Below are 25,945 nucleotides of genomic sequence, written 5' to 3'. Positions count from 1 at the left end.
ACGGCCCGGTCACACTGGCTGGGCCACGGTCGTCGGTCAGTCCGTCATCGCGCCGGTGAGGATCCTGCCCTGCTCCTGCAGGGCCGCGAGTCCGGCGGCGATGACGGGATGGTCGGCGCTGCCGCGGCGGACGTAGGCGCGCAGCAGGCGATGGGGCACGGCAGGGGAGTCGGGCCACGTCACCGGGACCCTCGACACGGCGGCGCCGGCAGGCAGTGCAACGGTGCGTGGGAACAGGGCGATGCCGTGGCCGCCGGCGACGAGCGCCGCGACCGCCGACCAGTCGAGGGCGTCATGGCGCACTCGCGGGCGGAAGCCCGCCTGCGCGCAGAGCTCGGCGAACACCACCTGCTGGTCCCGGATGTCACCGGCCCCGATCCACGTCTCCTCGGCAAGCTCCGCGAGGCCGACGGACATCGCCCGGGCAAGGGGGTAGTCGGCGCCGACGAGGACGTCGAGCGGATCGACGAGGAGGTCGTGCGCCTCGCCGATCGGCTCCTCTGCCGCCGCGAGCGGGTGAGAGCCCGTGACGGTCACGACGATGTCGGTCTCCGCGTCCGCGAGCATCCGGAATCGGTCCCGGGCCGCGTTCTCGCCGATCTCCACGGTGACCCGCGGAGACTGGTCGCGGAGTCGGTCGACGGCGGGGCAGATGAGGGAGACGATCGCCGAGGCGACCCCGGAGATGTGCAGCCGCGCGCCCTCGTCCTCTCGCAGGGCCGCGAGGTCTGAGAGCGTGCGCTCCCACTCGGCATCGAGCGCCTCGGTGTGGGAGAGGACGATCTCTGCGGCCTCGGTGAGACGGACGTTGCGGCCGACGGGTTCGACGAGTTCGGCGCCGACGAGGCGGGAGAGCTGCTTGAGATGCTGGGACACCGTCGACGGGGTTATATGGAGGACGGCCGCGGCGGCAGTTACGGTCCCGGCCTCGCGGACGGCTCGGAGGGTGCGCAGACGCGGATCGATCATAGTCGAACACTACACAATGACTTCGGAATTCTTCGATAGACGCGAACGGTTCGGGTGCGTCATCGTGACCGTATGTGGCAGGCATTCGGACTCGGACTCTGGGCCGGCTACGGACTGGCGATTCCCGTCGGTGCCGTCGCCGTCCTTCTCATCCACCGCAGCGCGACCTCGACGCCGGGGCGCGGACTCGCAGCGGTCCTCGGGGCCGTGAGCGCCGATGCGCTCTACGCCGTGGCCGCGGTCCTCGGCGGAGCGGCCGCCGCCCGTGTCATCGCACCGTGGCAGGAGGCGGTCACCGTCGTCGGTGCCGGTGTCCTCCTCGTCATGGCCGCTCGCATCGCGATCGACGCCTTCGGTCGAGCACCGAGACCGGGGACCGGCGCCAGCCACCGGCGGGGAGAGGATCACGCCGAGGCGGCGCCGGAGTCCGCATCCCGGCAGCCCCTCCTCTGGCGGGAGGCACTCCTCTTCTTCTCGCTCACCGCGCTCAACCCGTGGCCGCTGCTCTACTTCGCCTCGGTCGTCGTCTCCGGAGGATTGCTCGACGCGGGCACGGGATCCGAAGCCGTCGCGCTCCTCGCCGGCATCGTCCTCGCCTCGGTCTCATGGCACTGCGTGCTCGTGATCATCGGCCGCAGCGCCGGGCGGAGGCTCCTGTCCGGGCAGGGGCGCCGCATCACAGCGATCGTCTCCGCGGTGATCATCACTGCTCTGGCGCTGCGTCTGCTCGCCTCGGTGTGAGCGACGACGACGGCCCGGTCACCGGGAGGTGACCGGGCCGTCGTCGGGTCGGAGCCGGGAGGCTCAGTCCTGGTCGAGCTTGAGTTCGAAGAACACGCGGGGGTTGCCGGGACCGGCGTAGTCCTCGACGAGCTCGCCGCTGAAGCCCATCGACGAGTGGAACGAGATCGCCCCGGTCTGCTCCGGCATCGTCGTCGCCTGCACGGAGTCGCCGCCGAGCTTGCGGACGTGGTCGATGAAGTCGCGGTAGAGCTCACGGCCGATGCCGAGGTGACGGAAGTCCGAGCGGGCCGCGACGAGGTGGATGTAGGCGGGGCCCTGCGCCGGGATCTCGCCGAGCAGGTAGCCGACGATGTCCGAGCGGAAGCGGGCGACGAGGCCGGAGGCGACGAACTGGCGGAACCAGTACGCGTCGTGGTCGGCGCGCAGGTCGCGGTCTCCCCAGAAGTTCTCCTGTGCACTGAGCAGGAACTCGCGCATCTCCCGGGCGTCGACCTCGTCGAGCGGACTGATGCTCAGCTCTTCCAGGTCGAATTTCTCATCAGCCATTGCGCCTCCTCAGGTGCTTCGTTCTTGCTCTCACTCTATAACGCTCAGGCGCGGAAGAGTACTTCGCTCTGCCATGATAGTGGACATGATCCGCATAGCCTCAGTCAACGTCAACGGAGTCCGCGCAGCATGGCGAAAGGGGATGCCCACCTGGGTCGATGCCTCTGCGCCCGACTTCATCACCCTCCAGGAGGTCAGGGCCGCCAACGACATCGCGCTCGGTGTCCTCGAGGGCGCCGGGTACACGACGATCAGCCACGACGCCGAGGCGAAGGGTCGGGCCGGGGTCGCCGTCATGGCCAAGGCGCAGCCGGTGGCGAGCCGTGAGGGCATCGGCGACGACGGCTACTTCGACCGGGCGGGCCGGTGGCTCGAGACGGACTTCCGCCTCGGCGACGACAGCGTGCTCACGCTCGTCTCCGCGTACGTCCACTCGGGCGAGGCGGGCACTCCGAAGCAGGATGACAAGTACCGGTTCCTCGACCGGATGATCGAACGCATGCCGCAGCTCGCGGAGACCTCCGACCATGTCCTCATCACCGGCGACCTCAACGTCTGCCACACCGAACGCGACCTGAAGAACTGGAAGGCGAACCGGAAGAAGGCCGGCTTCCTGCCCGAGGAGCGGGCGTACTTCGACCGGTTCTTCGGCGAGGTCGGCTACGTCGACGTCCACCGGCAGCTCGCCGGCGACGTCGACGGACCGTACACGTGGTGGTCGATGCGCGGGCAGGCCTTCGACAACGACGCCGGGTGGCGCATCGACTACCAGATGGCCACACCTGCTTTCGCCGCGGCGGCCACGGCCGCGAGCGTCGACCGCGCGGCCAGCTGGGGCGAACGCTGGTCGGACCATGCCCCGCTCGTCATCGACTACGAGGTCCCCGCCCCGCAGTGAGGCCGCAGGCGACCCGGCAGTGCACCCGACGTGCGCGGCGTCTCAGCGCAGTGCCCCGGTGCTCGGGGCTTCGGAGCACCGGGCCTCGGCGCACAGCGCCTCAGTGCGCGGCGCCGAGTTCGATGAGGAGGACGCCTGCGATGATGAGCGCGATGCCTGCGACCATCGTGCGGGTCAGCCGCTCCCGGAAGAGGACCCGCCCGGCGAGCGCGGTGAGCGCCACCCCGGTGGCCGCCCAGATCCCGTAGGCCACCCCGAGCGGGAAGCCGGTGCGCAGGGTGAGGCTGAGCAGGCTGAAGGAGACGATGTAGCCGCCCGCGACACCCGCGTACCACTTCTTCGAGCCCCCGACGGAGGCCATGCGCAGGCAGATGGTCGCTGCGACCTCGAGGAGGATCGCGCCGATGAGGAGGAGCCAGCCGATCATGCCTCACCCTCCTCCCGCCGAGGCGGCAGCTCGATCTGCGCGGCCGTGTCCTTCCCGCTGCTGCGGTGGCCGAGCTCGACGAGGACGACCCCGGCCATGATCGCTGCGATCCCGACGGTCATGACCGGGGTGATCGTCTCACCGAAGAGCACCGCCGAGGCGGCGGCGGTGAGCGCGACCCCGGCCGCACCCCAGATGCCGTAGGCGATGCCGAGCGGCATCCCGGATCTCAGGGTGAGGCTGAGGAAGACGAACGCACACGCGTACCCGAGTCCCATGAGCACGTAGAGCCACGGCTGCGTCAGTGCCGCTTTCATCGACAGCGTCCCTGTCACCTCGGCGAGGATCGCCCCCGCCAGAAACACCCATGTCCGCATGCCCCCATCTTCGACGATGGGGGCAGGGGGCGGCAATCCGTCTCAGCGGCGGGCGTCTCAGCAGCAGCGGACCTTCGGGTTGCGGTCCTGCTCGTCGGTGAGGTCGCGCCAGAACTCCTTCTCACCCATCGCGCCCTCGGTGGTGCCGTGGCGGCGCTCATAGGACTCGAGATAGTGGATGTAGGCGTTCTCGCCCATGATCTCCTTGAGATACCACAGCAACCAGGCCCCGCCTCGGCGCAGGGAACCCCACGGATCCCTGACCAGGCGGGACAGCGGTGCGAGGGTCTCGCTCATGATCGCCTCGGTCCTGAGCGCTCGTCCCACTGGGCCTGGACCTCGCGCTCGGCCTTGCGGGCGATGAGACCGGCCGGGGCGAAGAGCTTCGACTCGGTGAACGGCTCCTCGCTCGTGGGCATCGAGCCCTTGCGGATGGCTTCGATCGACTTCCACATCGCCATGATGACGACCATGGCGACGAGGGCGGCGAAGATGATCGACAGGGTGCCCTGGACGAAGGTGTTGCGCACGACCGCGCTCATCGCCTCGACGCCCTGTGTGTTGCCCACCGAGGTCTCCCCGGCGGCGAGGGCGTCACGGTAGGTGAAGTGCTGGGCCCAGTAGCCGAGCTTCGGGTCGGAGGAGAAGATCTTCTGCCACGACGCCGTCATCGTCACCACGAGATCCCAGGCCAGGGGGATGCCGGGGATCCACGCATAGCGGGCAAGGCCCATCTTGCACACGATCGCGAAGATCACGGCCAGGGCGATCGCGGCGAGCAGCTGGTTGGAGATGCCGAAGAGCGGGAAGAGGGTGTTGATGCCACCGAGCGGATCGGTGACGCCCATGAGCAGGATCGACCCCCACGCACCGACCATGATCGCCGTCGTCAGCCATGCGCCGGGCGTCCACGAGGGATCGCGGAAGCGCTGGGAGAAGTTGCCGAGGGCGTCGCTGAGCATGAAGCGGGCGACCCGGGTGCCGGCGTCGATCGTCGTGAGGATGAAGAGCGCTTCGAACATCACCGCGAAGTGGTACCAGAACGACATCCACGCGGGACCCCCGAAGACGCTGTGGAGGATCTGGGCCATGCCCATCGCCAGCGTCGGGGCGCCGCCGGTGCGGGAGACGATGCTCTCCTCGCCGACGTTCTCAGCCGCCTGCTGGAGGAACTCCGGAGAGGTCTGCACCCCGGACATACCGAGGGAATTGTTGATGAAGTCCGCGGCTCCCTGGACGGTGCCTCCGGTCAGCGGCTCGGCGGCGTTCATCGCGAAGTAGAGGCCCTTGTCGAGGCAGATGGCTGCGACGAGCGCCATGATCGCGACGAAGGACTCCATGAGCATGCCGCCGTAGCCGATGAGGCGGGCCTGCGACTCCTTCTCGATGAGCTTCGGGGTCGTGCCCGAGGAGATGAGCGCGTGGAAGCCCGAGAGCGCACCGCAGGCGATCGTGATGAAGAGGAACGGGAAGAGCGCACCGGCGAACGCCGGACCTGCGGTGTTGAAGGCGAATTCGGTGAACGCCGGCATCTGCACGGTCGGGTTGACGATGAGGATGCCCACGGCTAGGAGGACGATGGTGCCGATCTTCATGAACGTCGAGAGGTAGTCGCGCGGGGCGAGCAGCACCCACACGGGCAGGACCGCGGCGAGGAAGCCGTAGATCATCAGGCACCATGCGAGCGTGACCTTGTCGAGGGTGAAGAGCTCCGACCAGTAGGCCGAGGAGTTGACCCAGCCGCCGGCGACGATCGCCGCGACGAGGAGGACGATGCCGATGACCGAGGTCTCGACGACCTTGCCGGGGCGCAGGTAGCGCATGTAGACGCCCATGAAGATCGCGATCGGGATCGTCATGGCGATCGAGAAGACGCCCCACGGGCTCTCGGCGAGCGCGTTGATGATGACGACGCCGAGGACGGCGATGAGGATGACCATGATGAGGATGATGCCGATCGAGGCGATGATGCCGCCGGTGCGGCCGAGCTCGTCACGGGTCATCTGCCCCAGGGACCGGCCGTTGCGCCGCATCGAGAAGAAGAGCACGAGGTAGTCCTGGACGCCGCCGGCGAGGATGACGCCGAAGACGATCCACAGGGTGCCGGGCAGGTAGCCCATCTGCGCGGCGAGGATCGGGCCGACGAGCGGGCCGGCACCGGAGATCGCCGCGAAGTGGTGACCGAAGAGCACCCGACGATCCGTCGGGGCGAAGTCGCGGCCGTTGTCGTTGAGCTCGGCCGGGGTGGCCCGCCTCGGGTCGGGGCGGGCGATCTTCCATTCGATGAACTTCGCGTAGAAGCGGAAGGCGATGAGGTAGCTGCCGACCGCGGCGGCGACGAACCAGCTCGCCGACATCTGCTCGCCGCGGACGAAGGCGACCATCGTCCACCCGGCGCCGGCGATGAGGGCGATGGCCACCCACAGCACGATCTTGGCCGGCGTCCAGCGCGGCCGCTCCACCACCGCGACGGGCGGCAGATCCTCTTCGGTTCTCACGTACTCGACCGACACTGAGTCCTCCTCGTTGAGCTGGGTGCGATGATGACCCTCCGACCCGGGGACGGTGCCCGTCTGCCGGTCTGACCTCCCACAACATGTGAGCAGCCTTGGCGAATCATGTGTTCTGCATCGTAACTATACTCGCCGAGGTGTGCGCAAGCTCACGTGCCCAGGGTCCTTGCCGCGATGGCTGCACGGGCTCGGGCCGCGGGCCGAAGATGGCATCATTGAGCTATGACCTCGACTTCTCTGCCTCGCACTGTGTCCGGAATCCAGGCCACCTCGGATTCCCTCCATCTCGGCAACTACATCGGGGCGCTGCAGCAGTTCGTCACGCACCAGGAGTCCCACGACGCGTTCTACTTCATCGCGAACATGCACGCGATCACGGTCGAGCAGGATCCGCACGAGCTGCGGGAGCGCACTCTGCGCACCGCCGCCCAGTTCATCGCCGCCGGACTCGACCCGGAGAAGTCGACGATCTTCGTCCAGTCGCAGGTCCCCGCCCACCCCCGCCTGAGCTGGGTGCTCGAATGCACGACCTCGATGGGCGAGGCCACCCGGATGACGCAGTTCAAGGACAAGTCGGCCAAACAGGGCCACGTCTCCCTCGGCCTGCTCACGTACCCGGCGCTCATGGCCGCCGACATCCTCCTCTACAACCCGCAGATGGTCCCCGTCGGCGAGGACCAGCGCCAGCACCTCGAACTCACCCGCAACCTCGCCGAGCGGTTCAACCACCGGTTCGGGCAGACCTTCGTCGTCCCCGAAGCGCAGATCCTGAAGACGACGGCGAAGATCTACGACCTGCAGAACCCCGAGGCGAAGATGTCGAAGTCCCTGCCCAGCCCGGCCGGACGCATCGACCTCCTCGACGAACCGAAGGCGCTGACGAAGAAGATCAAGTCCGCCGTCACCGACGACGGCACGGAGATCCGCTACGACCCCGAGGAGAAGCCGGGGGTCTCGAACCTGCTCACCGTCTACTCGTCCCTGACCGGGCGGCCCATCGACGACATCGTCGCCGACTACGAGGGGAAGATGTACGGCCACCTCAAGGTCGACCTCGCCGAGGTGGTCGTCGAGACGCTCGCCCCGATCCGCGAACGCACCCTCGAACTCCTCGAGGACCGGGCACAGCTGCAGGCGATCCTCGACCGTGCCGCGGAGAAGGCGAACGGCATCGCCGAGGTGACACTGCGCGAAGTCTATGACAAGGTCGGTTTCATCTGAAAGGAGCTTCTGTGACGAAGAGGAAGCCTGACGAGGGACCGCTCAACCTCACTCCGGACATGCTGCACACCGCGGCCCGGCTCGAGGACCGCTTCAACGGCTGGATCCAGAATCGGGCGACCGATCACAGCTACCAGCGCACCGTGCTCGCCTACGACACGTACGGCGGCACCGACTGGGTGCGCGTGCTCGCCCGGCTCGTGCTCACCCCGGACGGCCATCCTTCGGCCGACGCGCAGTCGAGCGTGCGGGGGTGGCGTTCGTTCGTCAGCGTGCCGCTGCCCAACGACACCGCCTGGGTGCGCATCAACGACGAAGAGCACATGGTCACCTCCGACCGGGGCGGCATCATCGACACCGTCATCCCCGGCGACTTCACCCCCGGTGAGACGGAGATCGAGCTGTGGACCGACGGTTCGCTCGTCGATTCGGCGGCGGTGCGGATCATCGGGGAGGATTCGACCTTCGGGATCATCTCCGACATCGACGACACGGTCATGGTCACCTCCCTGCCCAGGCCCTTCCTCGCCGCATGGAACACTTTCGTCCTCTCCGAGCACGCCCGTTCCCCGGTGGCCGGCATGTCGGTCCTCTACGACCGGATCACCTACATGCGGCCGAACACCCCGATCCTCTACCTCTCCACGGGGGCGTGGAACTCCGCGATCACGCTCAAGCGGTTCCTCTCCCGCAACCTCTATCCCATCGGTCCGCTCCTGCTCACCGATTGGGGTCCGACGACGACGCGGGTGTTCCGGTCGGGCAAGGAGCACAAGCGCAACAGCTTGGAGCGCCTGGCCCGGGACTTCCCGTGGATGAAGTGGCTGCTCATCGGCGATGACGGTCAGAACGACGAGGAGATCTACGGCGAGTTCGTCGAGAACCACCCGAACAACGTCGCCGCCGTCGCGATCCGCCAGCTCACCGTCGGCGAGGCCGTGTGGGCAGGTGGTCGCTCGAAGCGCCACGGCCGCGGCCAGGGAGTGCCGTGGATCTACGCACCCGACGGCGCGGGCCTGGCCTCCCGGCTGACCGAGCGCGGGATCATCTCGACGGTCTGAGGTCCTTCTCCGGCGGACTGCCCTGCGGGACGAGGACGACGAGTCCCACCCCGACGAGGGTGAGCACCGTGCCCGTCCACTGGACGAAGCTCAGCCGCTCCCCGAAGAGCAGCGCCGCCTCGAGCGCGGCCAGGGGAGGGGCGCCGAGGACGAGCGCGGAGACGTAGCTCGCCGAGCGCACCCGCACGAGGTGGACCATGATGAGCATCGCGACGACCGAGATGCCGAGCACCGACCAGACGAGGCCTGCGACGAACGCCGGTCCGAAGTCCGCACCCGCCTCATCGGCGAGCATCGCCGCGACGAAGGCCACCCCGGCGGCGCCGAGCGACTGCCACGCGAGCGTCGGCAGCAGGGGATGAGCGGCCACGTGCTTCTGCGCGATCGTGCCCAGGCTCAGACACGTCACCGCGGTGAACGCGAGAAGGACGTGGGCGACAGAGACGTCACCGGTCGTGCCCACCAGCCCGGGAACGAGGACGAAGGCGATGCCGATGAGGGAGACGCCGACGCCGAGGAGGACCGAGCGGTTCGGGCCGCGGCGGACGAGCAGGGCGGTGAGCACAAGCGTGAGCACCGGCTGCCACCCGCCGACGAGCGCCATGATCCCGGCCGGGAAGCCGTCGACGACGGCGAAGTAGGACAGGCACAGGTACGCGCCGTTGACCAGGGCGCCGATGAGCAGCATCGTCCACACCGTCCGGACGCCGGCTCCGGGCTCGGTCGTCGACTCCCCGACGAGAGCTGCCGCCGGCTTCCACAGGCGCGCCCGGTGGGGGAGACGGGTGACGACGATGCGCAGTCCCACGCAGGCCAGACCGAGGATGATCGCGGCGCCGAGGAAGCGGCAGAAGAGAAAAGTCTGCGGGGCGTCGCCGATCGCCCGGGCGACGATGAACCCGGTCGACCAGATGAGGACGAAGACGAGTGAGGCGATGATCTGCATGCTCGAAGCCTAGGGCGAGAACACTTCGGCCCTGACCGAAGTGTCAGCGGCGTAGACTGCCGGTCATGAGCACAACACGGACCGTGCCCGTCGTGGTCCCGCCGTTCTGGGAGCTCGCGAAGCTGCTGGCCGATCCGACGCGGGCAAAGGCACTCGACCTCCTCCTCGACCGGTCCCGCACCCCCGTGTCCTATCTGGCCGGCTACTGCGGAGTGAGCGCGCAGACGATGACGGGACATCTCGCGGTGCTGCGGGACGCCGGCTGGGTCACGGTGCGCCGCAGCGGCCGCTACCGCTACGTCGAGATCGAGCCGAGCGTGCACGCCGACATCGCCGCCGTCATCGAGCACCTCGGCGCGCTCTGCGCCCCACCGGAGGCGTCGTCGCTGAACAGCCACCGCGAACTCGCCGCACTCTCCCGGGCCCGCACCTGCTACGACCATCTGGCCGGTCGCCTCGGCGTCGACCTCCTCCGCGTGCTCATCGACCGCAGGGGAATCGAATGCGAGGACATCGACCCGGACGACCCCGACCGCGTCACCGGCGCCGACTGTCCGCTGCACCTGACACCCGAGGTCGACGACGTCGTCGCGGAGATGTTCGGCAGCCGGTTCGAGCTGCCGCCTGGGCGCGGGCGCGGCATCGGGGCGTGCATGGACTGGTCGCAGCGCGAGATCCACGCCTCGGGCCGGTTCGGGCGGAGCCTGCTCACGGTCGTCGAAGGCCTGGGGCTCGTGCGACGACGCCCAGCCGGACGATCCTTGGAGATCACCCCGCTGGGCGTCGAGAGATTCTCAGGCCTCGGCATCGACTGCACGTAGGCGCAGGCCAGGGCGTCGAGGTCAGAGTGCGGCGGCCGGAGCAGACCGGGTGCGCGCGACCCTGGCCTCGAGCTGTCGCTGCGCTGCGTCGTATTCGGCGACGAGAGAGTCGACGAGCTCGGCGGTCGAGCGCTGGAGGCCGAGCGCCCCGATGCCCTGACCCGAACCCCAGATGTCCTTCCACGCCTTCGCGCTCGTTCCCGACTCCGGGTCGGTGCCGAAGTCCATCTTCGTCGGATCGGCCTCGGGCAGGTCGTCGGGGTCGAGGCCGGCGGCGACGATCGACCCGCGCAGGTAGTTGCCCTTGACCCCGGTGAAGTAGTTCGAGTAGACGACGTCGTCGGCGGCGGAGTCGACGATCATCTGCCGATACGCGTCGACGACGTTGGCCTCATGGGTCGAGAGGAACGCGGAACCGACGTAGGCGAAGTCCGCTCCGGCCGCGAGCGCGGCGAGGATCGACTGCCCGTGGGCGATGGCCCCGGAGAGCAGCAGCGGGCCGTCGAACCAGCTGCGGATCTCCTGGGTCAGGGCGAAGGGGGAGAGGGCTCCCGCATGGCCGCCGGCACCGGCGGCGACGGCGATGATGCCGTCGGCGCCCTTGTCGATCGCCTTGTGGGCGAAGCGATTGTTGATGACGTCGTGGAGGACGACCCCGCCGTAGGAGTGCACGGCCTCGTTGACCTCCTCCCGGGCGCCGAGGGAGGTGATGACGATGGGCACCTCATGGCGGACGACCTCGGCGAGGTCGGCCTCGAGACGGTTGTTCGAGCGGTGGACGATGAGGTTCGCGGCGAACGGCGCGGCGGGCCGGTCGGGGTGGGCGGCGGTCCAGTTCGCGTTCGACTCCGTGATCTCGTCGAACCAGTCGGCCAGCTGCGCTGCCGGGCGCGCGTTGAGCGTGGGGAAGGCGCCGATGATGCCGGACTGGCATTGGGCGGTGACGAGCTCCGGGCCCGATGCGATGAACATCGGGGAGCCGACGACGGGGAGCCGCAGGCGCAGATCGAGCGTCTCGAACAGGTTCACAATGCCTCCTTGGATGAGCGAACAGCACCACTCTAACTGAACGAATGTTAAATTGCGGCGCGTGTCCGGGAACTGCTCGGATCGCGGACGGTCGACGACCGGGACGCCGACGGCTGCAGGCGCCGACGGCTGCAGCCGCCGACGGCAGCGGGCGCCGACGGCAACGGGCGCGGACGAGATCGCTCTCGTCCGCGCCCGCAGCGCCGTTGTCGGCCTCGGTCACGAGTCCGTGAAGTTCGGCTCCCGCTTCTCGACGAAGGCGGCCATGCCCTCGGTCTGATCGTTCGTCGCGAGGACTGAGTGGAAGAGGCGGCGTTCGTAGCGCAGTCCCTGCTCGAGGGTGGTCTCGAAGGCGACGTTGATCGCCTCCTTGACCATCGCCGAGGCGATGAGCGACTTCGCGGCGATCGTCGCGGCGATCTCGTTCGCCGTGGTGAGCAGGTCCTCGGGGGCCACGACCCGGGCAACGAGACCCGACCGTTCGGCCTCCTCGGCGTCCATCATCCGCCCGGTCAGGCACATGTCCATGGCCTTCGCTTTGCCCACGGCACGGGTGAGACGCTGGGATCCGCCCATGCCCGGAAGCACGCCGAGGTTGATCTCCGGCTGGCCGAACTTCGCTGTGGTCGCGGCGATGAGGATGTCGCCCATCATCGCGAGTTCGCAGCCGCCGCCGAGGGCGTACCCGCCGACAGCGGTGATGACCGGTTTGCGGACGTTCGTCAGCCGCTCCCAGCCGGCGAACCAGTCCGCCCGGTACGCGGTCGCGAAGTCGAGGTCGGCCATCTCCTTGATGTCGGCGCCCGCGGCGAAGGCCTTCTCGCTGCCGGTGATGATGATCGCGCGCACCGCGTCGTCGGCGTCGAAGGCGGTCGCCGCATCGGTGATGTCGGTGAGCACCTGGAGGTTGAGCGCGTTGAGGGCCTTCGGGCGGTCGATCGTGATCGTCGCGACCCCGTCGGCCGTGTTTGTCAGGATCGTGGCAAAGTCGCTCATGAGAACACCTTCTCTGTCTGTTCGGCGGTGAGGATCCCTGCGACGGTGGCGGCATCGACCGCCTCGAGCGTCGCAGGCGACCACTGGGGGTTGCGGTCCTTGTCGATGACCTGGGCGCGGATGCCCTCCTTGAGGTCGGGGCGCCCGGTCATCTCGACGGCGATGCGGTAGTCCTGCTCGAGCACCTCCGGCAGGGTCTTCGTCGCGGCGCTGCGCAGGGCCGCCAGGGTCACCTTCACCGAGGTGGGAGCCTTGGTGAGGATGAGCTCGGCGGCGGCGTTGGCCTCGGGACTGTCATGGGCGGCCAGGGCTGCGACGATCGCCTCGGCGTCGTCGCCCCGGTAGCACTCGTCGATCCAGGCGGCCGCCTCGGCGAGTTCGTTCTCCGGGGGCTCAGCCGCGTAGCGGGCGATGACGGTCTCGAGGTCGCCGCCGGACTCGAGGTCGGTGATGAGGTCGGCGATGTCGTCCTCGGGCACATAGTGGTCGGCCAGGCCCAGGGCGATGGCCGCTCCCGGTCCGACCGCGGTGCCGGTGAGCGCAAGATGGGTGCCCAGTTCGCCGGGGGCGCGGGCGAGCAGGTAGGTGCCGCCGACGTCGGGGAAGAGGCCGATGCCGGTCTCGGGCATGCCGACCTTCGTCGAATCCGTGACGATGCGGTGGGAGCCATGGGCGGAGATGCCCACACCGCCGCCCATCGTGATCCCGTTCATGACGACGACGTAGGGCTTCGGGTATTCGGCGATCGCCGCATTCATCCGGTACTCGCGGTTCCAGAACCGCGCGTTCTCGTCGCTGCCGTCGACGATGTCGGTGTAGACCGCCTTGATGTCGCCGCCGGCACACAGACCACGGTCGCCGCGGCCGGTGACGAGGACGAAGGCGACCCCGTCATCGTCGTACCAGCCGCGCAGGGCGTCGTCGATGCCTGCGACCATGTCGAGGCTGAGCGCGTTGATCAGCTTCGGCCGGTTGAGTTCGATCCGCCCGAGACCACCCGCGTCCGAGGTGAGGATGGTCGAGGTGTCTGTCGTCATATCAGCCCACTCCTGTGCTCTTGCGCGAGATGATCACGCGCATGATCTCATTGGTGCCTTCCAGAATCTGGTGGACCCGCAGGTCACGGACCAGCTTCTCAATCCCATACTCTGTCAGATACCCGTAGCCGCCGTGGAGCTGGAGGGCGCGATTGGCGACGTCGAAGCCGGAGTCGGTGGCGGTGAGCTTGGCCATCGCCGAGAGCAGCGAGGTGTTCGGATCGCCTGCATCGTAGGCGTTCGCGGCACGCCACAGCAGCGAGCGGGCCGCCTCGAGCTTCGTCTGCATCTCGGCGACCTCGAAGCGCAGGGCCTGGAAACCGGTGAGCTCGGTGCCGAAGGCCTGGCGCTCGCCCATGTACTCGATCGCCTTCTCCAGGGCCGACTGTCCGCCGCCGAGCGAGCACGCCCCGATGTTGAGGCGACCGCCGTCGAGGCCGGACATCGCGATCTTGAAGCCCTGCCCGGGTTCGCCGAGCAGGTTCTCCTTCGGCACCCGGACGTTCTCCATGATCACCTGGCGCGTGGGCTGGGCCCGCCAGCCCATCTTCTGCTCGTTGGCACCGAAGCTCAGACCGTCCATGCCCTTCTCGAGGATGAAGGCGGAGATGCCGCGGGCGCCCTCCTGGCCGGTGCGGGCCATGACGAGGTAGGTGTCGGTCGAACCGGCGCCGGAGATGAACTGCTTGACGCCGTTGAGGACGAAGTGGTCGCCGTCCTCGCGGGCCGTGGTGCGCAGCGCCCCGGCATCGGAGCCGGCGTTGGGCTCGGTGAGGCAGTAGCTGCCGAGGTGCTCCATCGAGACGAGGGGGAGGAGGTACTTCTCCCGCTGCTCCTCGTTGCCGTACTTGTCGATCATCCACGCGACCATGTTGTGGATGGAGATGTAGGCGGCCACCGAGGGGCAGCCTGTCGACATCGCCTCGAAGATGAGGGCGGCGTCCATCCGGCCCATCCCGGTGCCCCCGGACTCCTCGCGGACGTAGATGCCGCCCATGCCGAGTTCGGCGCTCTTGCGGATGACGTCGATGGGGAAGTGGTGCTGCTGGTCCCATTCGAGGGCGTGAGGCGCGATCTCGGTGTCGGCGAAGTCGCGGACCATCGCCGAGACGGTCTGCTGCTCCTCGGTGAGGCCGAACGGCAGGGCGGTCGCTGTGCTGCGGGACATGGTTCCTCCAGGCGGGTGGGCGTGGGAATGCACGTGGTCGAGGTGACGGTGGTCACCGTTGGCTCCAGGATACGGAGAATTTACTTGGACGTCCAACTAAATGGGCGATCGGGCCGTTAGGGGAGATCCGGGAGGTGTGTCGGCGAGGTCGGTCGTCCGCCTCGGCGCGTTAGGGGCGTGGCTCGAGGCTGGTGCGCAGCGCTTCGAGGTGGGGGAGGAGTTCGCCGAGGTCGGTGCCGGCGAAGGCGGGAGAGGTGAAGACCTCGTCGTTGAGCGCCGAGGTGGCTCTGGCGGCGAGCTCCCGGCCTGCGTCGGTGAGATCGACGAGTGTCGTGCGGCGATCGTCGGGGTGGCTGCGGCGCTGCACGAGGCCCGCCTTCTCTAGGCGATCGACGGAGTTCGTCGTCGAGGTCGCATGGACTTGGAGGCGCGCGGAGATCTTCGACATCGGCAGGGTGCCGGCGCGCGTGAAGGAGAGGAGGGTGAGGACCTCGTAGCGGGAGAAGGTGAGGGAGAACGGCTTGAGCGCAGAATCGACCATCGCGAGGAAGAGCTGGTGGACGCGCATGACCGAGATGACCGTATTCATGCCGTCGGTCGCCTCATCCCACCCGTGGGCCAGCCACTGCTTCCGAGACTCAACGATGGGATCGACCGCGCTCTTCTCCGCCATTGTCGACAGTGTAGTGAAGTGAGAGGATTGGCGCATGTGCGGCCGACTCAACCTGTCATCCGATCCGGCGGACCTCGCCGATGAGCTCCGACTCGACGTCGTCTCCTACGACTTCACGCCGCGCTACAACGTGCCCCCGGGGGCCGACGTCCCGATCGTCGTCGAGCGCCTCAACGAGGCAGGCGAGTTGACCAGAAGGCTCGAGACCGCGCACTGGGGACTCGTGCCTTCGTGGGCGAAGGATCCGAAGATCGGCTTCAAGGCCTTCAACGCACGCTCCGAGACCGTGCTGGAGAAGCCGATGTTCCGGCAGGCGATCCGGCGCCGGCGCGCTGCCCTGCCGATCCCCGGCTACTACGAGTGGGAGGTCACCGAGGACGGCAAGCAGCCGTGGATGATGTCGGCGGCCGGGCAGGGACCGCTGTTCATGGCCGGTGTCTTCGAGTTCTGGAAGCAGCCCGACGAGCAGTGGCTCGTCTCGACCTCGATCCTCACGATGGCATCGGCGGGACATCTGCGCGAGGTCCACGACCGGATGCCCGTGTTCCTCTCCCGTGAACACATCGACGAGTGGACCGATCCCGCACTGGCCACCGCCGAGGTGCCTCAGCTGCTGTCGGCAACGCTTGATCAGGTCGATCCGGCGTCGGTGACGAAGCACAGAGTGGGCAGGGCCGTGGGCAATGTCCGCAACGATTCCCCTCAGCTCGCCGAACCGGTGGCCTGAGCTTCGCCCGGTACAGGGCGGTAAAGGCCTGTCGCCTGCACGGACAGTCGGTCTCGAGGGTTCGGCGGACTGGTGACGGAGGTCACGTGCCTACGGGCTTGTTCGACTGGTTCGACTTGGTGTAGAGTAGATCGAGCTGCCGGCCCCTCGGGGAGGCGGCGAACGCTTCAGATGGATACGGATCCGGGTGACGTGGAGATGAACTCCGGGTTGCACGCATCGGAAAGACACTGTAGAGTAGACATCCGCTGGTACGGCGGGCCGCAAGGCGAAAAGTGCAAATCTGTGGATGCCCCCACCGAGTGCATGACTTCTGGTTGTGTGTGGTGTGGGTGTGTGTTTGTGGTTTGAGAATCCAATAGCGTGTTTGTTTGAACAATGTGATGCCAGAAATTTTTTCTGGTAAGACAACCAAAAACCCACGACCCTTGGTGGTTGTGGTGGGGTCACTGTCCACCCCCGTGGATAGTTGACTGTCTTGCCGGGATCATCGAAATATTTTTTATGGAGAGTTTGATCCTGGCTCAGGACGAACGCTGGCTGCGTGCTTAACACATGCAAGTCGAACGCTGAAACCCGGTGCTTGCATCGGGTGGATGAGTGGCGAACGGGTGAGTAACACGTGAGTAACCTGCCCCTGACTTCGGGATAAGCCCGGGAAACTGGGTCTAATACCGGATACGACTGTCGGACGCATGTCTGGTGGTGGAAAGTTTTTTCGGTTGGGGATGGGCTCGCGGCCTATCAGTTTGTTGGTGAGGTAATGGCTCACCAAGACGACGACGGGTAGCCGGCCTGAGAGGGCGACCGGCCACACTGGGACTGAGACACGGCCCAGACTCCTACGGGAGGCAGCAGTGGGGAATATTGCACAATGGGGGAAACCCTGATGCAGCGACGCAGCGTGCGGGATGACGGCCTTCGGGTTGTAAACCGCTTTCAGCAGGGAAGAAGCCTCACGGTGACGGTACCTGCAGAAGAAGTACCGGCTAACTACGTGCCAGCAGCCGCGGTAATACGTAGGGTACGAGCGTTGTCCGGAATTATTGGGCGTAAAGAGCTCGTAGGTGGTTGGTCACGTCTGCTGTGGAAACGCAACGCTTAACGTTGCGCGTGCAGTGGGTACGGGCTGACTAGAGTGCAGTAGGGGAGTCTGGAATTCCTGGTGTAGCGGTGAAATGCGCAGATATCAGGAGGAACACCGGTGGCGAAGGCGGGACTCTGGGCTGTAACTGACACTGAGGAGCGAAAGCATGGGGAGCGAACAGGATTAGATACCCTGGTAGTCCATGCCGTAAACGTTGGGCACTAGGTGTGGGGGGCATTCCACGTTCTCCGCGCCGTAGCTAACGCATTAAGTGCCCCGCCTGGGGAGTACGGTCGCAAGGCTAAAACTCAAAGGAATTGACGGGGGCCCGCACAAGCGGCGGAGCATGCGGATTAATTCGATGCAACGCGAAGAACCTTACCAAGGCTTGACATACACCGGACCGGTCTGGAAACAGTCCTTCCCCTTTGGGGCTGGTGTACAGGTGGTGCATGGTTGTCGTCAGCTCGTGTCGTGAGATGTTGGGTTAAGTCCCGCAACGAGCGCAACCCTCGTTCTATGTTGCCAGCACGTGATGGTGGGAACTCATAGGAGACTGCCGGGGTCAACTCGGAGGAAGGTGGGGATGACGTCAAATCATCATGCCCTTTATGTCTTGGGCTTCACGCATGCTACAATGGCTGGTACAGAGAGAGGCGAACCCGTGAGGGCAAGCGAATCCCTTAAAGCCAGTCTCAGTTCGGATCGTAGTCTGCAATTCGACTACGTGAAGTCGGAGTCGCTAGTAATCGCAGATCAGCAACGCTGCGGTGAATACGTTCCCGGGCCTTGTACACACCGCCCGTCAAGTCACGAAAGTCGGTAACACCCGAAGCCGGTGGCCTAACCCCTTGTGGGAGGGGGCCGTCTAAGGTGGGACTGGTGATTGGGACTAAGTCGTAACAAGGTAGCCGTACCGGAAGGTGCGGCTGGATCACCTCCTTTCTAAGGAGCACACCAACATGGTGCCCACCAACGAACCCAGAGCGTGGTTCGGGTGGGTTGCTCAAGGGTGGAACATCACATTCCTCCTCTCGTCCACACAGCGTTCCCAGGCTAGGTGCCTCGGGTGACGGTGAGTGGGATCGAGCGGATAGGACAGGCACGCTGTTGGGTCCTGGAACCACAAAAGTGGTTCCACAGGTCACCAACCCAACCCCGACACAGCCGAGTTCGGCTGCTGTTGGGGGTGGTGTTTGGTAGTGGTTTGAGAATCGTATAGTGGACGCGAGCATCAAGCACCAGCCGTCAAGGCTGGTGTGTAGTGTGATTTTCTTTGAGTCAAAAAATCTTAGTGTGAAAATTTTCGCACACACGAACACCAACCCGGATCGGGTGGTGTGAGTGTGTAAGAGCGCATGGTGGATGCCTTGGCATCAGGAGCCGATGAAGGACGTGGAAATCTGCGATAAGCCTCGGGGAGCCGATAAACGGGCGTTGATCCGAGGATGTCCGAATGGGGAAACCCCGCCACATGTGAGTGTGGTGACCCGCACCTGAATATATAGGGTGTGTGGAGGGAACGCGGGGAAGTGAAACATCTCAGTACCCGTAGGAAGAGAAAATAAGAATGATTCCGGGAGTAGTGGCGAGCGAAACCGGATGAGCCTAAACCGTGTGCGTGTCAAGCGTGCTGGTGTTGCGTACACGGTGTTGTGGGGTGTGTGTGTTCGGTTCAGCATGACCGAGACACTGATGTGTTGCTGCGTGTAGTCGAAGCTGGTGGGAAACAGTACCGGAGTGGGTGAGAGTCCCGTAGACGAAACGCGTGGCCCCAGTGTGACACAGTCTCCCGAGTAGCACGGAACTCGTGGAATTCCGTGTGAATCTGCCAGGACCACCTGGTAAGGCTAAATACTTCCTGATGACCGATAGCGGATCAGTACCGTGAGGGAATGGTGAAAAGTACCCCGGGAGGGGAGTGAAAGAGTACCTGAAACCATGTGCTTACAATCCGTCAGAGCACCCTTGTTGGTGTGATGGCGTGCCTTTTGAAGAATGAGCCTGCGAGTTAGCGGTGCGTGGCGAGGTTAACCCGTGTGGGGTAGCCGTAGCGAAAGCGAGTCCGAACAGGGCGGTTTGAGTCGCGTGTCCTAGACCCGAAGCGGAGTGATCTAGCCATGGGCAGGGTGAAGCAGCAGTAAGATGTTGTGGAGGCCCGCACCCACTTCAGTTGAAAATGGAGGGGATGACCTGTGGTTAGGGGTGAAAGGCCAATCAAACTCTGTGATAGCTGGTTCTCCCCGAAATGCATTTAGGTGCAGCGTTGCGTGGTTCTTGCCGGAGGTAGAGCTACTGGATGGCTGATGGGCCCCACCGGGTTACTGACGTCAACTAAACTCCGAATGCCGGTAAGGTTCAGCGTGGCAGTGAGACAGTGGGGGATAAGCTTCATTGTCGAGAGGGAAACAGCCCAGACCATCAACTAAGGCCCCTAAGCGTGTGCTGAGTGGGAAAGGATGTTCAGTTGCGAAGACAACCAGGAGGTTGGCTTAGAAGCAGCCACCCTTGAAAGAGTGCGTAATAGCTCACTGGTCAAGTGATTGAGCGCCGATAATGTAGCGGGGCTAAGTACACCGCCGAAGTTGTGGCAGCATCACGATACTGTAATGGTGTGATGTTGGGTAGGGGAGCGTCGTGTCGCCAGTGAAGTCGCCGTGTGAACGAGTGGTGGAGGCGTCACGAGTGAGAATGCAGGCATGAGTAGCGAAAGACGGGTGAGAAACCCGTCCACCGGATGACCAAGGGTTCCAGGGCTAGGCTAATCCGCCCTGGGTAAGTCGGGACCTAAGGCGAGGCCGACAGGCGTAGTCGATGGACAACCAGTTGATATTCTGGTACCGACACACAACCGACAATACCAAAACACATGACACTAACTCCCCGATCCCCCGATCGGGTCTTCGGACCTGGTTGTTGGGGTGAGGTGAGGACCTGAGTGTGGAGTCGGTCAGCGTGAGGTGTGACGCAGAAAGGTAGCCAGGCCACGCGATGGTAGTCGTGGTCTAAGGTCGTAGCACGTGGGGGTAGGCAAATCCGTCCCCACAGGAGTGTGAGAGCTGATGGGCGCCCCACAATGGTGGGGTGATCTGGTGATCCTCTGCTGCCGAGAAAAGCATCGACGTGAGGGTGTGTGTTGCCCGTACCCTATAACCGACACAGGTGGTCAGGTAGAGAATACTAAGGTGATCGAGAGAATCGTGGTTAAGGAACTCGGCAAAATGCCCCCGTAACTTCGGGAGAAGGGGGGCCATCCTGGTGAACAACCCTAGCGGTTGGGAGCTGGTGGTGGTCGCAGAGGCCAGAGAGAAGCGACTGTTTATTAAAAACACAGGTCCGTGCGAAGATGTAAGTCGATGTATACGGACTGACGCCTGCCCGGTGCTGGAAGGTTAAGAGGACCCGTTAACCCTTGGGTGAAGCGGAGAATTTAAGCCCCAGTAAACGGCGGTGGTAACTATAACCATCCTAAGGTAGCGAAATTCCTTGTCGGGTAAGTTCCGACCTGCACGAATGGCGTAACGACTTCTCTGCTGTCTCAACCACGAACTCGGCGAAATTGCATTACGAGTAAAGATGCTCGTTACGCGCAGCAGGACGGAAAGACCCCGAGACCTTCACTATAGTTTGGTATTGGTGTTCGGTGTGGTTTGTGTAGGATAGGTGGGAGATGTTGAAGCCTGGTCGCCAGATCGGGTGGAGTCGACAAGTGAAATACCACTCTGACCATTCTGGATTCCTTAACTTCGGACCCTGATCGGGTTCAGGGACAGTGCCTGATGGGTAGTTTAACTGGGGCGGTTGCCTCCTAAAGAGTAACGGAGGCGCCCAAAGGTTCCCTCAGCCTGGTTGGCAATCAGGTGTCGAGTGTAAGTGCACAAGGGAGCTTGACTGTGAGACGGACGTGTCGAGCAGGAGCGAAAGCTGGGACTAGTGACCCGGCCATGGCTTGTGGAAGCGTGGTCGCTCAACGGATAAAAGGTACCTCGGGGATAACAGGCTGATCTTGCCCAAGAGTCCATATCGACGGCATGGTTTGGCACCTCGATGTCGGCTCGTCGCATCCTGGGGCTGGAGTCGGTCCCAAGGGTTGGGCTGTTCGCCCATTAAAGCGGTACGCGAGCTGGGTTTAGAACGTCGTGAGACAGTTCGGTCCCTATCCGCTGCGTGCGTAGGAAATTTGTGGAGGGCTGTCCTTAGTACGAGAGGACCGGGACGGACGAACCTCTGGTGTGCCAGTTGTACCGCCAGGTGCATGGCTGGTTGGCTACGTTCGGGAAGGATAACCGCTGAAAGCATCTAAGCGGGAAGCCTGCTCCGAGATGAGATTTCCATCCCATTTTGTGGGGGGAGGTGCCCAGGAGAACACTGGGTTGATAGGCCGGGTATGGAAGCACTGTAAGGTGTGGAGTTGACTGGTACTAATACGCCGATCACTCACACAACCCTGTTGGGTTGGTGTGTGCGGGAATGACATTCTGAGTTTTTTGATGAGTAACCACATGTTGGTGTTCGCGTTCGCTGTACGGTTCTTGGACCACTACCACACACGGTTCGTGTGTGGTGTGTCTGAAAAGTTTTGCGGTGGTGATAGTGGTGGGGAAACGCCCGGTTAACCGTTCCGATCCCGGTAGCTAAGCCCATGTCATGCTGATGGTACTGCAACTTGGTGGTTGTGGGAGAGTAAGTGACTGCCGCAATATTCGTTGAGGAGGGGATCCTGCCCATGAGGGTAGGGTCCCCTCCTTCTTTGCATTCACGACTTGTTTCGCTCCACAGCCGCCGGCCGCACTGATCACAGCATCAACGTCATGAAAACGCTGTTCGGATCCGGGACATACGTTCCGAAGGGTGCCACCTCGGCGAACCCGGCCTTGCGATAGAACGCTCGAGCAGGAGCGAAGAACTCCATGCTCCCCGTCTCCAGGGAGATCTGCTCGACCCCGCGCGAACGCGCATCCGCGACGACGTGATCCAGCAGCTGCGAAGCGATGCCTCGGCCACGATGCTCAGGAGAGGTGCGCATGCTCTTGAGCTCCTCATGGCGGGGGAGCAGTCGCGCTAGAGCGACGGTGCCGACTACTGTGCTCCCGTCGTAGGCGACCCACAGGCGAACCTCATCAACCTGAAGCGCGGAGAGATCGAGTGCATGCCTGGACTCGGCCGGCGCTGTCGGCGCCATATCGTCGAGATGCTGCTGCAGGAAGTCAGCCAACTGAGGATCATCGAAGTCGGCGGGCACAATCGTCAACATGCACTCATCGAATCCCAGACCGGCCCCACGGTCAACTTCCCGGCCGAGCACCTCACCCCGGCTCTCCGACGCCGTGACAGACCGGTCGTTTTCATGATGTGGAATTCGGACGGCATCTGAGCCATCCAGTCACGAAACGCCCGTAACGTCCATTGCGTCGCAGAGAGTCTGCATGCGCACCTCAACGGTGAGGATCTGAGAAGAGATGGCAATGAGCACTCCTAACCCCGCGGGCACACCGTCCGCGCTCAACGAACACGGCACCAAGCTGGTCCCGATCGCAGCGATCTTCGTGTCATGGCTGCTGGTCGTCTCCGACGGCTACGACCTCATCGTCTACGGCACCGTCCAGACCTCGCTCATCGAAGCCACCGGCTGGGGCCTGACCAACGCCTCGATCGGCACCCTCGGCTCCCTGGCCTTCGTCGGCATGATGATCGGTGCCCTCTTCGGCGGCCGCCTCGGCGATCGCTTCGGACAGAAACGCATGGTCATCTCCTGCACCATCGCCTTCACCGTCCTCAACGCCCTCTGCGGTGCCGTCGACTCACCCGTCCTCTTCGGCATCCTCCGCTTCCTCGCCGGCGTCGGCCTCGGCGGCCTCCTCCCGAGTTCGAACGCCCTCGTCGCCGGCCTCGTCGCCCCACGCTGGCGGGCCACCGTCGCCACCATCATGATGTCCGGCGTCCCCGTCGGCGGAGTTCTCGCCGCCCTCACCGGCCTCATCGTCATCCCCACCCTCGGATGGCGATGGATGTTCTTCCTCACCCTCGTCTCACTCCTCATCATCCCCCTCGCCCTGAAATACCTGCCCTCCCGGGCCGATGAGACCGCCCGTGCCGGCGCCGAGGCGACCGCCAAGCGCTCCCTCTTCGCCGGCCCGTACGCGCTCATCTCCGTCCTCTTCGCGATCGCCGCACTCGCCGTACTCTTCGTGTGGTTCGGACTCGGCACCTGGCTGCCCCGCCTGCTCGAGACCCAAGGCTACGACCTCGGATCCGCGCTGACCTTCACCCTCTCCCTCAACCTCGGTGCGGTCATCGGTTCGATCCTCACCGCCTGGGCGGGCACACGATTCGGCTCACTCGCCGCCGCCTCGGTGGCCACAGCCGCAACGGGAATCGCCATGGTGGTGATGATCTCCGACCAACTGCCCACCACGGTCACCTACCTCCTCCTCGTCGTCGCCGGCATCGGCACCCACGGTTCGCTGTGCCTGATCATTGGGGCTATCAACAACACGTATCCGGCGCAGGACAGGGGCACCGCACTCGGCTGGGCTTTGGGCATGGGCAGGCTCGGCGCGGTCCTCGCCCCGCAGGCCGGCGGTCTGCTCATCGGCACCGCCGCCGGAGTCGCGGCCGTGTACTCGGTCTTCGCCGGGGGAGCGATCATCGCAGCCGTGCTCATGGTCGCCCTCATCCTCGTCATCCGCCGTGCCGCACTCGGCACCGGCGACGAGGCGGTCGACTCGGACGCGTCGAAGGTCCCGACAGCCTGATCGCCGAGGCGGTCTCGCCGTCGATCCGCGCACCGTGACCCCAACACCACCCCGAAGCTCACCACCACCCCAGAACAAGGAGCAACCATGAAGAAGATCGCCCTCGAAGAGCACTTCGGCGCCACCGACCCGAACATCGTCCAGCAGTCGGAAGAGCACTTCACCCCGCAGGCCTGGCCCGGCCGCCGCGCCGAGCTGCTCGACATCCACGAGGCGCGGCTGAAGCAGATGGACGAACTCGAGATCGAGAAGGTCATCCTCTCCCTGCTGGCCCCCGGCATCCAATCGCTGTACGACCGCACGCAGGCCGTCGACTGGGCGCAGAGGCTCAACGACTACGCCGCCGACCAGGTCGGGGCGAACCCCGACCGGTTCGAATCCTTCGCCGCCCTGCCTATGCAGGATCCGGACCGCGCCACCGAGGAGCTCGAACGCTCCGTCAACGACCTGGGCCTCGTCGGCGCCCTCATCAACGGCTTCTCCCAAGTCGACGACGAGGACACCGTCGTCTACCTCGACGATCCCCGCTACGCGGAGTTCTGGGCCACCGTCGCCGAACTCGACGTCCCCGTCTACCTCCACCCGCGCGACCCGCTCGCCTCGAAGAGCCCTCAGTACGACGGGCACCCGTGGCTGTACGGATCATCGTGGGCGTTCTCCGTCGAAACCGGCACCCACGCGCTGCGGCTCATGGGATCCGGCCTCTTCGACCGCCACCCCAATCTCACGATCATCCTCGGCCACCTCGGCGAGCTTCTGCCGTACAACATCTGGCGCACTGACCACCGTCTCGCCGTCGCCCCACGCGGACTCGACGTCGAACACTCCTTCGGGCACTACCTGCGCACGAACTTCTACCTCACCACCAGCGGAAACTTCCGCACGCCGACCCTGCTCAATGCGATCCAGGAGGTCGGTGCGGATCGGATCATGTTCTCCGCCGACTACCCGTTCGAGTCGATGGAGGAAGCGGCGACATGGTTCGACCGGGTCGAACTCAACGACCGTGACAAGCACAAGATCGCCGCCGGCAACGCGCAGCGGCTCTTCGGACTCAGTCCGGTCGAGGCGCGTGCTCCTCGATCTCCGCAGTACACCGGGCGATAGCCTCATGCGTGCGCGTCGCCGAGAGCACGGCGGCGCCCACGCTCGGGGTCGCCACGCTCAGGGCGACCGGCTCGACCGACTGGAACCGGCCGAGCGAGAAGCCCAGGGCATCGACCCCGCGCTCGATGAGGCCTGAGACCTGGGCGTATCCGTCGAAGCGCACCTGCTCCATCATCCGCATGAAGTCCGCGGCCGTCGGAAAATGCCGGCGCAGCGGTGAGGCCGGGTCGCGCTGCTGGTTGTAGAAGACCCGGATGAGCCATTCGTCGGGCAGCTGTGCGAGCAGCGTGAGCCCACCCGCAGTCGTCGCCGCAGGCAGGACCGCATTCTCCCGACTCCCGACGTACGGTTCGGTGCTGCCGGCGATCGAGATGACGATGCGGACGCTGGTTCCGGTGCGCACCATGAGGTTGCACGTCTCACCGATCTCCTCGACGAGCCGCCGCAGTGGCTCGCGCGCGTTCTCCTGCAGCGCATGGAACTCATCGCTGACCCGCAGCGGCGCGGTGACGGCAGGTCCGACCGTGTAGCGCCGATCATCGAGCTGGACGGCGAAGTCACGGTAGACGAGCATCTGCAGGATCCGGTGGCACGTCGACGGCGACAGATCCGTGCGCGCGGTGATCTCCTGCAGAGGCAGCGGCGCGGAATCGCGGAGGATTTTCACGATGAGCAGCGCACGATCGATCGACTGGATGAACGTGTTCGGAAGCGCACGGAAGTCGAGGTTCTCCATCGTCGATTCCATCCGGTGTCGGTCCCCTCAGCGGTTGGCCGCTCGTGCAGTGTGCCCTCCAGCCTAGAGTCGAATAGGCCCGAAACACAGAGCCGATCGCGTCTTGA

22 protein-coding genes and 3 rRNA genes are annotated in these 25,945 nt (G+C 65.1%); 11 read left to right on the top strand and 14 right to left on the bottom strand.

Annotated elements, in window-relative coordinates; translation table 11 throughout:
• Positions 1 to 36: 36 nt before the first annotated feature.
• Entirely contained in the window at positions 37 to 969 is a 933-nt protein-coding gene (locus AAHA49_RS08015) for a LysR substrate-binding domain-containing protein (protein WP_342037915.1), read from the bottom strand.
• Positions 970 to 1,041: 72 nt separating this feature from the next.
• Between AAHA49_RS08015 and AAHA49_RS08010 the strand changes: the two genes are divergently transcribed.
• The gene (locus tag AAHA49_RS08010) at positions 1,042 to 1,710 is read left to right on the top strand and encodes a LysE family transporter (protein ID WP_342037914.1); all 669 of its coding nucleotides are present in this window, start codon (positions 1,042 to 1,044) and stop codon (positions 1,708 to 1,710) included.
• A 63-nt stretch (positions 1,711 to 1,773) separates the two neighbouring features.
• On the opposite strand, the gene AAHA49_RS08005 is transcribed toward AAHA49_RS08010, so the two are convergent.
• Positions 1,774 to 2,259, bottom strand: a complete 486-nt coding sequence (locus tag AAHA49_RS08005; RefSeq protein ID WP_339393179.1) for a GNAT family N-acetyltransferase — start codon at positions 2,257 to 2,259, stop codon at positions 1,774 to 1,776.
• An 85-nt stretch (positions 2,260 to 2,344) separates the two neighbouring features.
• Between AAHA49_RS08005 and AAHA49_RS08000 the strand changes: the two genes are divergently transcribed.
• Complete coding sequence (locus AAHA49_RS08000) at positions 2,345 to 3,157, top strand: exodeoxyribonuclease III (RefSeq protein ID WP_339393178.1); 813 nt, start codon at positions 2,345 to 2,347, stop codon at positions 3,155 to 3,157.
• Between the two features lie 100 nt (positions 3,158 to 3,257).
• On the opposite strand, the gene AAHA49_RS07995 is transcribed toward AAHA49_RS08000, so the two are convergent.
• From AAHA49_RS07995 to AAHA49_RS07980, 4 genes are read right to left on the bottom strand one after another with little or no spacing between them, the layout of a single operon-like run.
• Entirely contained in the window at positions 3,258 to 3,581 is a 324-nt protein-coding gene (locus AAHA49_RS07995) for a DMT family transporter (RefSeq protein WP_342037923.1), read from the bottom strand.
• Positions 3,581 to 3,961 carry a DMT family transporter gene (locus tag AAHA49_RS07990; RefSeq protein WP_342037913.1) on the bottom strand — a complete coding sequence of 127 codons (381 nt, stop codon included), beginning with the start codon at positions 3,959 to 3,961 and terminating at the stop codon, positions 3,581 to 3,583. Before AAHA49_RS07990 ends, AAHA49_RS07995 begins: the two co-directional genes overlap by 1 nt.
• 57 nt (positions 3,962 to 4,018) lie before the next feature.
• Positions 4,019 to 4,258 (bottom strand): CstA-like transporter-associated (seleno)protein, encoded by a 240-nt coding sequence (locus tag AAHA49_RS07985; RefSeq protein WP_342037912.1) that lies wholly within the window; start codon positions 4,256 to 4,258, stop codon positions 4,019 to 4,021.
• The gene (locus AAHA49_RS07980) at positions 4,255 to 6,474 is read right to left on the bottom strand and encodes a carbon starvation CstA family protein (protein ID WP_342037911.1); all 2,220 of its coding nucleotides are present in this window, start codon (positions 6,472 to 6,474) and stop codon (positions 4,255 to 4,257) included. Before AAHA49_RS07980 ends, AAHA49_RS07985 begins: the two co-directional genes overlap by 4 nt.
• Before the next feature lie 222 nt (positions 6,475 to 6,696).
• Here AAHA49_RS07980 and trpS point away from each other — a divergent pair, with 222 nt between their 5' ends.
• Together trpS and AAHA49_RS07970 are read left to right on the top strand one after the other, a co-directional pair.
• The gene (gene trpS, locus AAHA49_RS07975; protein WP_339393174.1) at positions 6,697 to 7,695 is read left to right on the top strand and encodes a tryptophan--tRNA ligase; all 999 of its coding nucleotides are present in this window, start codon (positions 6,697 to 6,699) and stop codon (positions 7,693 to 7,695) included.
• Between the two features lie 11 nt (positions 7,696 to 7,706).
• Positions 7,707 to 8,756, top strand: coding sequence for an App1 family protein phosphatidate phosphatase (locus AAHA49_RS07970; protein ID WP_339393173.1), 1,050 nt, complete (start codon positions 7,707 to 7,709; stop codon positions 8,754 to 8,756).
• On the opposite strand, the gene AAHA49_RS07965 is transcribed toward AAHA49_RS07970, so the two are convergent.
• A complete protein-coding gene (locus AAHA49_RS07965; protein WP_339393172.1) occupies positions 8,740 to 9,702 on the bottom strand; it encodes a DMT family transporter in 963 nt (320 codons plus the stop codon). The genes AAHA49_RS07970 and AAHA49_RS07965 overlap by 17 nt on opposite strands.
• 65 nt (positions 9,703 to 9,767) lie before the next feature.
• Here AAHA49_RS07965 and AAHA49_RS07960 point away from each other — a divergent pair, with 65 nt between their 5' ends.
• Entirely contained in the window at positions 9,768 to 10,523 is a 756-nt protein-coding gene (locus AAHA49_RS07960) for an ArsR/SmtB family transcription factor (RefSeq protein WP_342037910.1), read from the top strand.
• 21 nt (positions 10,524 to 10,544) lie between these two features.
• Here the strand turns inward: AAHA49_RS07960 and AAHA49_RS07955 are convergent, their stop codons facing one another.
• From AAHA49_RS07955 to AAHA49_RS07935, 5 genes are all read right to left on the bottom strand, one after another.
• Positions 10,545 to 11,552, bottom strand: a complete 1,008-nt coding sequence (locus tag AAHA49_RS07955) for an NAD(P)H-dependent flavin oxidoreductase (protein WP_339393170.1) — start codon at positions 11,550 to 11,552, stop codon at positions 10,545 to 10,547.
• Positions 11,553 to 11,771: 219 nt separating this feature from the next.
• On the bottom strand, positions 11,772 to 12,548 hold the full coding sequence (locus AAHA49_RS07950; protein WP_339393168.1) for an enoyl-CoA hydratase: 777 nt from the start codon (positions 12,546 to 12,548) through the stop codon (positions 11,772 to 11,774).
• Positions 12,545 to 13,585 (bottom strand): enoyl-CoA hydratase/isomerase family protein, encoded by a 1,041-nt coding sequence (locus AAHA49_RS07945; protein ID WP_339393167.1) that lies wholly within the window; start codon positions 13,583 to 13,585, stop codon positions 12,545 to 12,547. The genes AAHA49_RS07950 and AAHA49_RS07945 overlap by 4 nt, the downstream gene beginning before the upstream one ends.
• 1 nt (position 13,586) lies before the next feature.
• The gene (locus tag AAHA49_RS07940; RefSeq protein ID WP_339393166.1) at positions 13,587 to 14,753 is read right to left on the bottom strand and encodes an acyl-CoA dehydrogenase family protein; all 1,167 of its coding nucleotides are present in this window, start codon (positions 14,751 to 14,753) and stop codon (positions 13,587 to 13,589) included.
• Positions 14,754 to 14,922: 169 nt separating this feature from the next.
• Positions 14,923 to 15,426 carry a MarR family winged helix-turn-helix transcriptional regulator gene (locus tag AAHA49_RS07935; RefSeq protein ID WP_339393165.1) on the bottom strand — a complete coding sequence of 168 codons (504 nt, stop codon included), beginning with the start codon at positions 15,424 to 15,426 and terminating at the stop codon, positions 14,923 to 14,925.
• Positions 15,427 to 15,460: 34 nt separating this feature from the next.
• Between AAHA49_RS07935 and AAHA49_RS07930 the strand changes: the two genes are divergently transcribed.
• The 4 genes from AAHA49_RS07930 (at position 15,461) to rrf (ending at position 21,940) form a co-directional block, all read left to right on the top strand.
• On the top strand, positions 15,461 to 16,153 hold the full coding sequence (locus tag AAHA49_RS07930) for an SOS response-associated peptidase (RefSeq protein WP_339393164.1): 693 nt from the start codon (positions 15,461 to 15,463) through the stop codon (positions 16,151 to 16,153).
• A 501-nt stretch (positions 16,154 to 16,654) separates the two neighbouring features.
• Positions 16,655 to 18,185: ribosomal RNA gene (locus AAHA49_RS07925) — 16S ribosomal RNA — on the top strand.
• A 393-nt stretch (positions 18,186 to 18,578) separates the two neighbouring features.
• Positions 18,579 to 21,685, top strand: a 23S ribosomal RNA gene (locus AAHA49_RS07920).
• 135 nt (positions 21,686 to 21,820) lie between these two features.
• Positions 21,821 to 21,940: ribosomal RNA gene (gene rrf, locus AAHA49_RS07915) — 5S ribosomal RNA — on the top strand.
• The 16S, 23S and 5S rRNA genes sit together here, the layout of an rRNA operon.
• Positions 21,941 to 22,035: 95 nt before the next feature.
• Here rrf and AAHA49_RS07910 read toward each other — a convergent pair.
• Positions 22,036 to 22,494 (bottom strand): GNAT family N-acetyltransferase, encoded by a 459-nt coding sequence (locus tag AAHA49_RS07910; protein ID WP_342037909.1) that lies wholly within the window; start codon positions 22,492 to 22,494, stop codon positions 22,036 to 22,038.
• Positions 22,495 to 22,705: 211 nt separating this feature from the next.
• On the opposite strand from AAHA49_RS07910, the gene AAHA49_RS07905 reads away from it, so the two are divergent.
• Together AAHA49_RS07905 and AAHA49_RS07900 are read left to right on the top strand one after the other, a co-directional pair.
• The gene (locus AAHA49_RS07905; protein WP_342037908.1) at positions 22,706 to 23,995 is read left to right on the top strand and encodes an MFS transporter; all 1,290 of its coding nucleotides are present in this window, start codon (positions 22,706 to 22,708) and stop codon (positions 23,993 to 23,995) included.
• Between the two features lie 87 nt (positions 23,996 to 24,082).
• Positions 24,083 to 25,102 carry an amidohydrolase family protein gene (locus AAHA49_RS07900; RefSeq protein WP_342037907.1) on the top strand — a complete coding sequence of 340 codons (1,020 nt, stop codon included), beginning with the start codon at positions 24,083 to 24,085 and terminating at the stop codon, positions 25,100 to 25,102.
• On the opposite strand, the gene AAHA49_RS07895 is transcribed toward AAHA49_RS07900, so the two are convergent.
• Positions 25,050 to 25,838, bottom strand: a complete 789-nt coding sequence (locus AAHA49_RS07895; RefSeq protein ID WP_342037906.1) for an IclR family transcriptional regulator — start codon at positions 25,836 to 25,838, stop codon at positions 25,050 to 25,052. The genes AAHA49_RS07900 and AAHA49_RS07895 overlap by 53 nt on opposite strands.
• Positions 25,839 to 25,945: the final 107 nt, after the last annotated feature.

This window comes from Brevibacterium ammoniilyticum, from assembly GCF_038429965.1.
Classification (GTDB): domain Bacteria; phylum Actinomycetota; class Actinomycetes; order Actinomycetales; family Brevibacteriaceae; genus Brevibacterium; species Brevibacterium ammoniilyticum.
This window is presented reverse-complemented; position numbering and strand designations above follow the sequence as displayed.